The organism is Stenotrophomonas sp. 59, from assembly GCF_030291095.1.
Classification (GTDB): Bacteria; Pseudomonadota; Gammaproteobacteria; order Xanthomonadales; family Xanthomonadaceae; genus Stenotrophomonas; species Stenotrophomonas maltophilia_Q.
In genome coordinates, this window is the sequence record NZ_CP127408.1 from 1,775,627 (window position 1) to 1,788,412 (window position 12,786).

Below are 12,786 nucleotides of genomic sequence, written 5' to 3' on the forward strand. Positions count from 1 at the left end.
GACCATGGTTGAGGTCGCAGTATGCGGCGCCGATTTTTGCAACACGTTCTCATATAGCTGTACCACCCCTCCGTACGGATGCATGCCATGACTTCCCCCAATACCACCCCACATCGTTTCGGCCATCGCATCGCGATGGTCGGCGTGTCGATCCTCGCCGCGGCCGTGCTGGCGGCCTGCAGCGGCGGCCATGCCGAAGAAGCCGGTGCACCGCCTCCGCCGCAGGTCAGCGCAGCGCCGGTGCTGGTCAAGCAGGTCAGCCAGTGGGACGAATTCAGCGGCCGCGTCGAAGCGGTACAGAGCGTTGAACTGCGTCCGCGCGTGTCCGGCTACATCGACAAGGTCAACTACGTCGAAGGCCAGGAAGTGAAGAAGGGCGAAGTGCTCTTCACCATCGACGCGCGCAGCTACCAGGCCGAGTACGATCGCGCTGCTGCAGAACTGGCCCGTGCCCGCACCCAGGCTACGCTGGCCCGCAGCGAGTCCGAGCGTGCCAAGCGGCTGTCCGAGCAGCAGGCGATCTCCACCGAGACCGCTGAACAGCGTCGCGCGGCGGCCGACCAGTCCGGTGCCGCTGTGCAGGCCGCGCAGGCGGCGCTGGATGCCGCCCGCCTCAACCTGGAGTTCACCAAGGTGCGTGCACCGATCGACGGCCGTGCCGGCCGCGCGATGGTCACCGCTGGCAACCTGGTCACCGCCGGCGACAGCGCCAGCGTGCTGACCACGCTGGTCTCGCTGGACACGGTGTTCGTCTACTTCGATGCCGACGAAAGCACCTTCCTGCGCTACGCCCAGATGGCACGCAAGGGCGAGCGCCCGAGCGAGCGTGACAGCGAGCTGCCGGTGAAGGTCGGCCTGTCCGGTGAGGAAGGTTACCCGCACTCGGGCAAGGTCGACTTCCTCGACAACCAGGTCGCCCGCAGCACCGGCACCATCCGCGTCCGCGCACTGCTGGACAACGCCGACCGCCAGTTCACCCCGGGCCTGTTCGCCCGCGTGCAGCTGCTCGGCAGCGGCCAGTTCCAGGCCCTGCTGATCGACGACAAGGCCGTGCTGACCGACCAGGACCGCAAGTATGTCTACGTGGTCGACAAGGATGGCAAGGCCCAGCGCCGCGACATCCAGCTCGGTCGCACCGCCGACGGCCTGCGCATTGTCGAACACGGCCTGGCCGCGGGCGACAAGGTGATCATCGACGGCGTGCAGAAGGTCTTCATGCCGGGCATGCCGGTGCAGGCCAAGGCGGTGGCGATGCAGCCACAGGCCGCGCCGGCACCGGGCCGCGATGCCACCGCCGCCCTGAAGTACTGATCCGCCGTCTCCTGATCCGAGTTTCCGCTTAGCTGCCGGCGCCAGCGGCAGCCTTCCCTGCCTTCGTCATTTCGGCGAGGGGCAGGGTGGCTGTTGCCCGCCGAATGCCTTTCCCAGGAATTCCTCCATGGACTTTTCCCGTTTCTTCATCGACAGGCCGATCTTCGCGGCGGTGCTGTCGATCGTGATCTTCGCCGCCGGCCTGATCACGATTCCAATTCTGCCGATCAGCGAGTACCCGGAAGTGGTGCCGCCGTCGGTGGTCGTGCGCACGGTCTATCCGGGCGCCAATCCCAAGGTCATTGCCGAGACCGTCGCCACGCCGCTTGAAGAAGCCATCAACGGCGTCGAAGGCATGATGTACCTGAAGTCGGTCGCCGGTTCCGACGGCGTGCTGCAGATGACCGTCACCTTCCGCCCGGGCACCGACCCGGACGCGGCGGCGGTGAAGGTGCAGAACCGTGTGGCGCAGGCGCAGGCGCGCCTGCCCGAGGACGTGCGCCGGCAGGGCGTGACCACGCAGAAGCAGTCGCCGACCTTCCTGATGGTGGTGCACCTGACCTCGCCGCAAGGCAAGTACGACACCCTGTACCTGCGCAACTACGCACGCCTGCACGTCAAGGATGCGCTGGCGCGTATTCCGGGCGTGGGTGACGCGCAGATCTTCGGTGGTGGCGACTACGCCATGCGCGCCTGGCTGGACCCGGACAAGGTGGCCTCGCGCGGCCTGACCGCCAGCGACGTGGTGCGCGCCATGCGCGAGCAGAACGTGCAGGTGTCGGCCGGCCAGCTCGGCGCCGAACCGCTGCCGGACAGCAAGTTCCTGACCCTGATCAATGCCCAGGGCCGGCTGAAGACCGAAAAGGAATTCGGCGACATCGTGCTCAAGAGCGGCACCGATGGCGAGATCGTGCGCCTGTCCGACGTGGCCCGTCTGGAGCTGGGTGCGGGTGACTACACCCTGCGCTCGCAGCTGGACGGCAAGAACGCGGTCGGTATCGGTATCTTCCAGTCGCCGGGTGCGAACGCGCTGGAAATCCGCGACCAGGTCATCTCGACGATGGACGAGATGCAGAAGACCATGCCGGCTGACGTGAAGTACGAAGCGGTGTATGACACCACCATCTTCGTGCGCGACTCGATCAAGGCCGTGGTCTCCACGCTGCTGGAAGCCATCGCGCTGGTGGTGCTGGTGGTGATCCTGTTCCTGCAGACCTGGCGCGCTTCGATCATCCCGCTCATCGCGGTGCCGGTGTCGGTGGTCGGTACCTTCGCCGCGCTGTACCTGCTGGGCTTCTCGATCAACACGCTGAGCCTGTTCGGCCTGGTGCTGGCGATCGGCATCGTGGTCGACGACGCGATCGTGGTGGTGGAGAACGTCGAGCGCAACATCGAGGAAGGGCTGTCGCCCACCGCGGCGGCACACCAGGCCATGCGTGAGGTGTCCGGCCCGATCGTGGCGATCGCGCTGGTGCTGTGTGCCGTGTTCGTGCCGATGGCGTTCCTGTCCGGTGTCACCGGCCAGTTCTACAAGCAGTTCGCAGTCACCATCGCCATTTCCACGGTGATCTCGGCGATCAACTCGCTGACCCTGTCGCCGGCCCTGGCCGCGCGCCTGCTGAAGGCCCACGGCGCACCGAAGGACGGCCCGAGCCGCCTGATCGACCGCCTGTTCGGCTGGGTGTTCCGTCCGTTCAACCGCTTCTTCAAGTCCAGCTCGGAGAAGTACGAGCGTGGCGTGGCGCGCATCCTCGGCCGTCGTGGTGCGGTGTTCGTGGTCTACGCGATCCTGCTGGTCGGTACCGGCGTGATCTTCAAGCTGGTGCCGCCGGGCTTCATCCCGACCCAGGACAAGCTGTACCTGATCGCCGGTGTGAAACTGCCGGAAGGTTCGTCGATCGCGCGTACCGATGAAATGCTGCGCAAGGTCGCCAAGATCGCCCAGGAAACCGATGGCGTGGCCCACACCATCTCGTTCCCGGGTTTGAACGCGCTGCAGTTCACCAACACGCCGAACACCGGTGTGGCGTTCATTCCGCTCAAGCCGTTCGCCGAGCGCCATGGCCGTACCGCCGCGCAGATCAATGCCGAGATCAACCAGAAGATCGCCGGGCTGCAGGAAGGCTTCGCCTTCGCGATGATGCCGCCGCCGATCCTCGGCCTGGGTAACGGCAACGGCTACCAGATGTTCATCGAGGACCGCGGCAACCTGGGCTACGGCGCGCTGCAGAATGCCGTGCAGGCAATGCAGGGCACCGTTGCGCAGACGCCGGGCATGGCCTTCCCGATTTCCAGCTACCAGGCCAACGTGCCGCAGCTGGATGCCGAGGTGGACCGCGTCAAGGCCAAGGCGCAGGGCGTGCAGCTCACCGAACTGTTCGACACCCTGCAGACCTACCTGGGTTCGGCCTACGTCAACGACTTCAACCAGTTCGGCCGTACCTGGCAGGTGATCGCCCAGGCTGACGGTCCGTTCCGCGAGACGGTCGAGGACATCGGCAAGCTGCGCACCCGCAACGATCGTGGCGAGATGGTGCCGATCGGTTCGATGGTCACCATCAAGCAGACCTTCGGCCCCGACCCGGTGCTGCGCTTCAATGGCTACCCGGCAGCGGACCTGGCCGGTGAAGCCGACCCGCGCCTGCTGTCCTCGGCTGAAGCGATGAACAAGCTGACCGAGATCGCCGGCAAGGTGCTGCCGGTGGGCATGACCACTGAATGGACCGACCTGAGCTACCAGCAGGCCACCCAGGGCAAGGCCGCCTTCATCGTGTTCCCGGTGGCGATCATGCTGGCCTTCCTGGTGCTGGCCGCGCTGTACGAGAGCTGGTCGCTGCCGCTGGCGGTGATCCTGATCGTGCCGATGACCCTGCTGTCCGCGCTGTTCGGCGTGTGGCTGACCGGTGGCGACAACAACGTGTTCGTGCAGGTCGGCCTGGTGGTGCTGATGGGCCTGGCGTGCAAGAACGCGATTCTGATCGTCGAATTCGCCAGAGAGCTGGAGATGGGCGGCAAGGGCATCGTTGAAGCCGCGCTGGAAGCCTGCCGCCTGCGCCTGCGCCCGATCGTGATGACCTCCATCGCCTTCATCGCCGGCACCGTGCCGCTGGTGCTGTCGCACGGTGCAGGCGCCGAGGTGCGCTCGGTGACTGGTATCACCGTGTTCGCCGGCATGCTGGGCGTGACCCTGTTCGGCCTGTTCCTCACCCCGGTGTTCTACGTGGCCCTGCGCAAGTTCGTCACCCGCAATGGTGGTGGCCAGCTGGTGCAGCACGGCGAGCCGACCATCCACCACTGACATGGAACCCCGCCGCCGCCGGCCATTGGCCGGCGGCGGCTTTCCCCTCACAAGGCATGAATCCATGAACACCCATCAGAACAAGATCGCGCTGGTCACCGGCGCCACCCGTGGCATCGGCGCCGAGACCGTGCGCCAGCTGGCCCAGGCCGGCGTGCACACGCTGCTTGCCGGCCGCAAGCGCGAGACCGCCGTGGAGCAGGCGCTGAAGCTGCAGGCCGAGGGCCTGCCGGTGGAAGCCATCCAGCTGGACGTGACCGATGCAGCCAGCATCGCCGAAGCGGTCGAGCAGGTTCGCCAGCGCCATGGCCGCCTCGACATCCTGGTCAACAACGCCGGCATCATGATCGAGAATCCGGCGCAGGCGCCGTCGGAGCAGTCGCTCGATACCTGGAAGCGCACCTTCGACACCAACGTGTATGCGCTGGTGGCGGTCACCCAGGCCTTCCTGCCGCTGGTCAAGCAGGCCAAGTCCGGCCGCATCGTCAACGTATCGAGCATGCTCGGCTCGCAGACCCTGCACGCCGACCCGGCGTCGGGCATCTACGATTTCAAGGTGCCGGCCTACAACGCCTCCAAGGCAGCGGTGAACAGCTGGACGCTGAGCCTGGCCTACGAACTGCGCAACACCCCGATCAAGGTCAACACCGTGCATCCGGGTTACGTGAAGACCGACATGAACGGCGGCAACGGCGAAATCGAAATCAGCGAAGGCGCACGTTCCAGCGTGGAAATGGCGCTGATCGGTGAATCCGGCGCCAGTGGCAGCTTCACCTACCTGGGTGAGGTGCTGCCATGGTGATCCGCACGTTGGCGATGGCCGTCTCCAGCCTGGTGCTGGCAGGCTGTGTCAGCGTCGGCCCGAACTACAAGGCGCCCGTGCAGGAGCCGGTGGTGCTGCAGGGAGCGCAGCAGCCGGTGTTCAGCACCACCTCGCCGGTGGCCAGCTGGTGGGCGCAGTTCGATGATCCGGTGCTGGAAGAACTGGTGCACGGTGCGCTGTCGGACAACCTCGACCTGCGCGTGGCGGTGGCCCGCGTCAGCCAGGCCCGTGCGGTGTTCGTCGAAAGCCGTTTCGACCAGGCCCCGCACATCACCGCAGGCGGCAGCTACGACCGCCGCAAGCAACCCGATCCGCAGCTGGGTGGGCAGCGGGTGTTCAGTGAAAGCTACCAGCTCGGCTTCGACGCCGGCTGGGAGCTGGATCTGTTCGGCCGCAAGCGCCGTGCTGCAGAAGCCGCGCGCGCCGACCTCGACGCCGAGCAGGCCAACCTGGCCGATGCGCAGGTACTGGTCGCCGCCGAAGTGGCGCGCAACTACTTCGAGCTGCGCGGTACGCAGAAGCGCATCGCGGTGGCCCAGCACACCCTGGTCAACCTGCGCGATACGCAGAAGCTGACCGAGGCGCGCTGGGAGCTGGGTGCTGGCAGCGAGCTGGACGTGCAGAGCAGCCGTGCCCGGTTGAAGGCGATCGAGGCCGACATTCCGCTGCTGGAAGTATCCGAGACGCAGTCGCGCAACCGGCTGGCGGTGCTGCTGGGCCAGCGCCCGGAAATGCTGACCGCGATGCTGGCACCGCATGAAGTGCCGGCGTTCGCCAAGGCGTTGCCGCTGGGCGATACCCGCGAACTGCTGCGCCAGCGCGCCGACGTGCGTGTGGCCGAGCGTCGCCTGGCGGCGGCGACCGCACGCGTGGGCGTGGCTACTGCGGACCTGTTCCCGCGGCTGTCGTTGTCCGGTTTCGTCGGCTTCCTCGGCGGCGACGCCAGTGGCCTGGTCAATGGCAACAACAAGGCCTGGTCGCTGACCCCGTCGCTGAGCTGGGCCGCGTTCGACTTCGGTACCGTACGTGCACGCCTGCGTGCCAGCAAGGCTGAAGCCGAGGGTGTGGCTGCGCAGTATGAGCAGGCCGTGCTGTTGGCGCTGGAAGACACCGAAAACGCGCTGACCCGCTATTCCAAGCAGCAGGCGCGGCTGGCGATCGTGGTCGAGCAGGCGCAGGCGGCACGACGTGCCGAATCGCTGGCGCAGATCCGCTATCGCGAGGGCTCGGAAGACTTCCTGACCCTGCTGGATGCGCAGCGCACGCAGCTGGCGGCGGATGATGCATTGGCGGCGGCCGAGGCCGAAGTCAACGTCAGCGTGGTTGGCGTGTACAAGGCGCTGGGCGGCTGGGGGCAATCGCCGCAGCAACCCAGCGTGGCGCAGCTGCAGTAGGCATGAGGGGACGGAAGCCGCGGCTTCCGTCCCTTTCTGCTTCAGGGCCAGAGATTGGCCGGTACTGCGCGTTCGCGCATGCGCACGATGCAGAAGCGATGGCCGGTGGGCGCTTCCATCACCCACCAGCGTTTGACGAAGCCGATCCGGCGCGCGCCGAGTTTTTCCAGTCGATCTGCCTCGGCATCGATGTCGTCGCTCTCGATGTCCAGGTGCACGCGCGAGGGGTGAGCGACCCGCTGCACCTCCACTTGCAGCCCTCCCGGCGCATCCCGCAGCTCGGCATACTCGGCGCCATCTTCGCCATACGATGGCTGCGCCTGCAGGCCGAGTGCGGCCGCCCAGAAGCGCGCGCCTTCGTCAGCGGGCGTGTCCTGGCAGTCGATGATGAATCCGGCCAGACGGCTCTGGTGCGCCATGACGTCCTCCGCAGATTGGGAATGGAGGCAGGGTAGCGCGTCGCGTGCTGTGGACGTTGTCACAGTCATGACGTTTCTGACTCTGCCGGAACCGGGGCCCGCGGTGTAACTAGTGGGGCAGATTCCAGGAGGGCAGGCGATGAGCGATGACAAGCGCGATACCCAGCGCATGCTGTTCGGTGATCCGGGACCGCCCGGCGCAGGGCTGTCGGTAGCGGTCGTAGCGCTGATGGTATTGGCTACGATGGCGGCTGCGATCGGCTTCGTGCGCCTGCCGGACCAGATGCTGGGGCTGGGCCTGATCGGCATCTCCGTGTTTCTGGCGGTCGGTGCCCGCATCTGCCAGGCACGCAACCAGCATCAGGCGCTGTACCGGCTGATGTCGCGACAGCCGCCGCCGTAGCTGCGGCCGCCGCGCAGGTTCAGTGTTTCGGCCAGTCCAGCTCGACCACCAGCGGGAAATGATCTGACGGCAATACACCGTCGATGCGCCGGTCATCGGTGACGAAGCTGCGTGCATGGAAGCCATGCACCAGCACCCAGTCCAGCTGCACCGTGGCCTTGCCGGTGAAATCGTGGAAGGTCAGGCGTGGCCCCTGCGGAGCCTTCACCTGGGTACGGGTGTCCTGCAGCAGGCGGGTGAATGCCTTGTAGGTGTCACCACCGGGCTCGCTGTTGAAGTCGCCGGTCAGGACCACTGGCAGGTCGGCCGGCAGGGTTGCCAGATGCTTGCCGATCAGTTCGGCACCCTTCACCCGGCGCGGCTCGTCCTCGTCGCGGTAGGGCAGGTGGGTATCCATGAAGTAGAAACGACGGCCATCGTCCAGGCGCCGGAACAGGGCCCAGGTGACCATGCGCGGGTACAGGTTGCCCCAGGTGATGCTGCCGGGCACCTCCGGCGTATCGGACAACCAGAAGTTGCCGGATTCCTCGACGGCCAGCACCTTGCTGTCGTAGAACACGCCCATGTGTTCGTCACCGCTTCCGCCGCGGCGGCCTTCGCCGAACCAGCGATAGCCGGGCAGGTGCTCGGACAGGTAGTCGGCCTGCTCCTTCACCAGTTCCTGGGTGCCGATCACGGCCGGGTGTGCATCGAGGATGACCTTGACCATGGCATCGCGACGGTCCGGCCAGCGTTTGCCCGGTTCCGTATCAGCCGGGGTGCGGACATTGAACGACATCACTTTCAGTGGCGCCGGTGCGGCGGCCCAGGCAACGGCAGGCAGAGCAAGCGCCAACAGCGCGCACAGCGCAGGGCGACGGAAGCGCGACAACATCGTGGAATCCCTCCATTCCATGAAAACGGTTTCATGGAGCATGCCATGGAAGGCGGGGGCAGCGGTATGCCGGGATGGGCGGATGGCAGGTGCCGGGCGGGCGGTGAAAGCGCCGCCCGGCGGATCGCGCGGGCGCGATCAGGAGATCATGTCTGCTCAGTCGGCGGGCAGGTACCACTGGCCATTCTGGTCAATCCAGTACACCCGGATGTAGGGAGTGCCATCCTCTTCGAAGTACGTCACTTCGCAACGTTGATGGTAATAGGGCCCCATCTTGACCCGGACGCAGTTCGTGTTCTCCGGACCACCGCCACCACCGCTGGCGGTGGCCTGGGACGACGTGGAGAGAGCTCCCACAGCAAGCATCAGTGCGGCCATCGAGGCCAGGTGCAGTTTCATGGGCATCATCCTTGTGTCTGCAATCGCGCATCTGCGCGGTGTCATGCAACTACCCCCGGTAGATCAGGCGACCGTGCGGCAGCTGCTGCGTACGCGCCGGCCCGGCTTGCGGCCCGGCGCAGTCCCTTCCCGGCTCAGTCGCGCAGGTAGGGGTTGCCGTACTCGTCGATCCAGTACTCGGCTGTGTAGACGTTGCCGAATTCATCGGTGTAGGTTTCCGTGCAGTGGTGGTGGACGCGGTTGCGGTCCACATTCACAGGCACACAGGAAACATTCTCTCTCGGGACCCCTGTGTTGGCGTCCGCCACCGGAGCCAGGGTTGCAGTTGCCACCACCAACGCGGCCATCGTGGCCAGTTGCAGTTTCATAAGCATCATCCTTGCTTTCTGCAATCGCGCACATGCGCATGACGTGTGTAACACGCGAGCCAGACCGCCGGAAGTGCCTCGCCGCGATCAGTCTTCGATCTCGCCGCGACGGCTGGCGGCACGCACTGCCTGCGCGGTGGTCGCCACACCCAGGCGTTGGCGCGCGTGGCGCAGATGGTTCTCCACCGTGCGCGTGGAAAGCCCAAGCGTGGCCGCGATCTCAGCCTGCCGTCGGCCGGCGGCAACCCAGCGCAGCACTTCGCGCTCGCGGTTGCTCAGCGCGCTTCCCGAAAGCTCGGCAGGCGATTCGGCCAGATGGCGTGCGGCTCGGAATGCTGCGGTTGCAGCAACCTCCAGCTGCAGGCGCGCGCTGGCCGACGCGTCGATCGACGTACCGGCAACGCTGATCGAGCCCTCCAGGCCGGTGGTGCCGAACACCGGCACCTGCAGACCATGCAGGCCTTCGCCGCGTGGCTGCTTCACTATCTGGTAGCGTTCGCCGCGAACGCCCTGGCGCTTGCTCCAGAAGAACGGCGCGTCGCTGTCCAGCACGTGGCGATTCACCGGGCAGGCGTGAAGGTAGCGCGCAAGGTCGGTATCGCTGCCATCGCCGAACCAGTCGCCTTCGATCCAGTACACGCGTTGTGTACCCCGCTCCAGCCCGGTGCCGGTGGCGAACACCAGCACGCGGTCGTAGCCGAGTGGTGCCGCGATGCCTCGCAGGACCGCACCCACCGCGCTCAGCGAACGGGCGCGTTCCAGTTCCAGCAACGCCTGCACCAGCGCGGTCATCCGGTTCAGCGCCCGGCCAGGGCGTCGAGCAGGGTGCGTGCAGCCAGTTTGCCCAGCGCATTGCCGGCCAGCGGGCTGTCACCGGTCAACAGCAGTCGGTCCTGCAGCACGCTGCCATCGATGCCGTCGTTGACGATCTGCACGCCCTGCTGTGCCAGGCGCTCACCGAAGAACCACGGCAACTGTCCAGGCATGTAGCCGATCTCCGGCGTCTGCCGGTCCATCGCATCGGGGAAGGCGCAGATGCGGTAGCCGCGGAACAGCGAACCGCCATCGGCCTCGTCCACGCCTGCAGCGAGCAGTGCGGCCGGACCGTGGCACAGGGTGATGATGTGGCGTTGCTGGGCCATCGCCCAGTGCAGGACGGCCTGCACCGCGCGGCTCTGCGGCAGTCCGATCAGGGCGCCATGGCCGCCGGGGATGAACACCGCGGCATAGTCCGAATCCGCATCAAGCCCGGCGACCACCTCGTCCAGCGGCAACGGCTGGCGGAAGCGCGACTCGTAACGTTCGTACAGTCCGGCGATCTCCTTGTCCTCGCGCGGGAACGCCCACCACTCGAATTTGGCGGCGTTGCCCGACAGCGTGGCCACATCGATGCCGAAGCCGGCCTTGTCGAGGTGGTACATCGGCAGCAGGGTCTCCACCGGATGGTTGCCGGTGGAGAACAGGTGGCCATTGGCGGTGGGCAGGTAGCGCTCGTCGGCGGCGATCATCAGCACCTTCCAGCGACCGTCGCGGCGTGCGTCCGGATAGTCGGCACCGGACAGGTCGCTCCTGGGCGAGGTGAACTGCGACAGCGAGTAGGGCGACGGGAAGAAGGCATCGCGCTCGGCCGGGTCGGGGCTGGGCTGGCGGCTGGGCTCTTGCGTGTTCATGCGGACCTCCTGCGGGGAATGTGAGGCCAGCATAGGAGGACGGGTGCGCAGGCGCGATGAGGGATTTCCCTCAGTCGGATGTCGCCGGCGCCTGTTGGCGCCAGGCATTCGGGCTCATGCCGAACGCGCGGCGGAACGCACGACTGAATGCGGGTTCGGACAGATACCCGACGTCTCCGGCAATCTGCGACACCCGTCGGTTGCCACTGCGCAGCATCTGCGCGGCCAGCTGCAGTCGCGACTCAGCCAGATAGCGCATCGGTGACATGCCGGTGGCGAGGCTGAATCGCTGCGCGAAATTGGAGCGGGACTGATTCAGGCACGCTGCGAGTGACTCGACGGTCCATGCGTGTGCGGGCCGGGCCTGCATCAACGCCAATGCTCGCCCGATCAGTGGGTCGGCCAAGGCGTGCAGACGCTGGCAGTTGTGCGGACCGGACGTTCCGAGCCAGTAGCGCAGGGTCCAGACAAACAACAGGTCGAGCAGGCGTGACAGCATCAAGCCGCTGCCCAGCGTAGGCCGGGATGCTTCAGCCTGGATCGCGGCCAGGGTTACCGCCATCCAGTCGGCCGATTTGGCGGGAAATCCGCTTGGCATCCGGTCCACCCCTGGGACATGCAACCAACCGGGCAGGGCATCGAGCAGCAGACGGCTGCCGGGGCCATCGAACCCGAACGATGCGGTGGTCAGATGGGCCGGGCCCTGCGCGTCGGCGGCGCAGTCGATGCGATGCGTCCGGCCATGCGGCATCAACAGCAGCTCGCCCGTCTGCAGCGGCACGACGGCGGAATCTGCATGCAGCCGCGCCGTGCCGTGCTCGATGAAATGGAAGCACCCCTGGCCTTCGGCAACGGTGAGTGATCCGCCGGGCTGCATGACGTGGCGGCTGATGTCGCCGCCCTGCATGCGCGACGACTGGAAGATCGCAAACAGTGCGTCGGATCCAGCCTGGAGCGATTCGGTGTTGTGGAGCCTTGGCATGGTTTTCAGGAGTCCGTGCATCGCTGCTGGCGGGTGCGATCCGTAGTCTGGCCGGGTGGCTTCAGGCAGCGCGGGCTGCTGCCAGCCAACCATCCCATCCAAGTGAGGAGTCCTGCAAGATGAGCAAGCCAAGCATCATTCTGGTTCATGGTTTCTGGGGCGGTGCCGCGCATTGGGCCAAGGTGATCCTGGAGCTCGATCGCCGAGGCTTCCACGACCTGCATGCCGTGGAACTGCCCTTGACGTCGCTGGCCGACGACGCGGAACGCACCCGCCGCATGATCCGCCAGGTCCAGGGGCCGGTGCTGCTGGTCGGCCATTCCTATGGTGGAGCCGTGATCACCGAGGCCGGAAACGAACCCAACGTGATGGGGCTGGTCTTCATCGCCGCGTTTGCGCCGGATGCGGGCGAGAGCCCCGGCGGCATTACCCAGCAGCAGTTGCCCGAGGCGGCGGCCAACCTGGCCCCGGACAGCGACGGTTACCTGTGGCTGCAGCCGGGCAGGTTCCACGAAAGCTTCTGCCAGGACCTGCCGGCCGACGAGGCGCGGGTAATGGCGGTCACGCAGAAGGCACCTCTGGCGAGCACGTTCGGCGATGCCATCAGCGATCCGGCGTGGCGGCACAAGCCGAGCTGGTACCAGGTCTCCAGCGCCGATCACATGATCCATCCCGACAACCAGCGGCGCATGGCGGCGCGCATGCAGCCGCGTGCCACCGTCACGCTGGATGCCAGCCACGCGTCGCTGGCATCGCAGCCGGTAGCAGTGGCAGATCTGGTCACCGAAGCTGCAGCCGGCGGAGAAGGCTGAGCAGTTCGCGCCTGCCGCAGTGGCGGTGTTCCG

General features: G+C 66.5%; 13 protein-coding genes. 6 read left to right on the forward strand and 7 right to left on the reverse strand.

Features of this window, described 5'->3' with window-relative positions; all coding sequences use genetic code 11:
* Window positions 1-87: 87 nt before the first annotated feature.
* From QP552_RS08270 to QP552_RS08285, 4 genes are all read left to right on the forward strand, one after another.
* Window positions 88-1,311, forward strand: a complete 1,224-nt coding sequence (locus tag QP552_RS08270) for an efflux RND transporter periplasmic adaptor subunit (protein WP_111111987.1) — start codon at window positions 88-90, stop codon at window positions 1,309-1,311.
* Window positions 1,312-1,438: 127 nt separating this feature from the next.
* On the forward strand, window positions 1,439-4,609 hold the full coding sequence (locus tag QP552_RS08275) for a multidrug efflux RND transporter permease subunit (protein ID WP_057496844.1): 3,171 nt from the start codon (window positions 1,439-1,441) through the stop codon (window positions 4,607-4,609).
* Between the two features lie 64 nt (window positions 4,610-4,673).
* Entirely contained in the window at window positions 4,674-5,411 is a 738-nt protein-coding gene (locus QP552_RS08280; protein WP_106549383.1) for an SDR family oxidoreductase, read from the forward strand.
* Complete coding sequence (locus tag QP552_RS08285) at window positions 5,405-6,826, forward strand: efflux transporter outer membrane subunit (RefSeq protein ID WP_106549382.1); 1,422 nt, start codon at window positions 5,405-5,407, stop codon at window positions 6,824-6,826. Before QP552_RS08280 ends, QP552_RS08285 begins: the two co-directional genes overlap by 7 nt.
* A gap of 41 nt (window positions 6,827-6,867) precedes the next feature.
* Here the strand turns inward: QP552_RS08285 and QP552_RS08290 are convergent, their stop codons facing one another.
* Window positions 6,868-7,245: a VOC family protein gene (locus QP552_RS08290; protein ID WP_106549381.1), complete on the reverse strand. Its 378-nt coding sequence runs from the start codon at window positions 7,243-7,245 to the stop codon at window positions 6,868-6,870.
* 139 nt (window positions 7,246-7,384) lie between these two features.
* On the opposite strand from QP552_RS08290, the gene QP552_RS08295 reads away from it, so the two are divergent.
* Window positions 7,385-7,648: a hypothetical protein gene (locus QP552_RS08295; protein WP_106549380.1), complete on the forward strand. Its 264-nt coding sequence runs from the start codon at window positions 7,385-7,387 to the stop codon at window positions 7,646-7,648.
* A gap of 19 nt (window positions 7,649-7,667) precedes the next feature.
* Here QP552_RS08295 and QP552_RS08300 read toward each other — a convergent pair whose 3' ends face one another.
* The 6 genes from QP552_RS08300 to QP552_RS08325 all read right to left on the reverse strand — a co-directional run bounded on the left by QP552_RS08300 (window position 7,668) and on the right by QP552_RS08325 (window position 11,962).
* Window positions 7,668-8,522: an endonuclease/exonuclease/phosphatase family protein gene (locus QP552_RS08300; RefSeq protein ID WP_286075538.1), complete on the reverse strand. Its 855-nt coding sequence runs from the start codon at window positions 8,520-8,522 to the stop codon at window positions 7,668-7,670.
* A 156-nt stretch (window positions 8,523-8,678) separates the two neighbouring features.
* A complete protein-coding gene (locus QP552_RS08305; RefSeq protein ID WP_049429131.1) occupies window positions 8,679-8,921 on the reverse strand; it encodes a hypothetical protein in 243 nt (80 codons plus the stop codon).
* A 134-nt stretch (window positions 8,922-9,055) separates the two neighbouring features.
* Complete coding sequence (locus tag QP552_RS08310) at window positions 9,056-9,289, reverse strand: hypothetical protein (RefSeq protein ID WP_049429130.1); 234 nt, start codon at window positions 9,287-9,289, stop codon at window positions 9,056-9,058.
* A gap of 87 nt (window positions 9,290-9,376) precedes the next feature.
* Entirely contained in the window at window positions 9,377-10,081 is a 705-nt protein-coding gene (locus QP552_RS08315; protein ID WP_286075540.1) for a PA1136 family autoinducer-binding transcriptional regulator, read from the reverse strand.
* 5 nt (window positions 10,082-10,086) lie between these two features.
* A complete protein-coding gene (hchA, locus tag QP552_RS08320; protein WP_286075541.1) occupies window positions 10,087-10,959 on the reverse strand; it encodes a glyoxalase III HchA in 873 nt (290 codons plus the stop codon).
* Between the two features lie 70 nt (window positions 10,960-11,029).
* Window positions 11,030-11,962, reverse strand: a complete 933-nt coding sequence (locus QP552_RS08325; protein WP_286075542.1) for an AraC family transcriptional regulator — start codon at window positions 11,960-11,962, stop codon at window positions 11,030-11,032.
* Window positions 11,963-12,060: 98 nt separating this feature from the next.
* On the opposite strand from QP552_RS08325, the gene QP552_RS08330 reads away from it, so the two are divergent.
* On the forward strand, window positions 12,061-12,753 hold the full coding sequence (locus QP552_RS08330; protein WP_286075544.1) for an alpha/beta hydrolase: 693 nt from the start codon (window positions 12,061-12,063) through the stop codon (window positions 12,751-12,753).
* Window positions 12,754-12,786 lie beyond the last annotated feature (33 nt).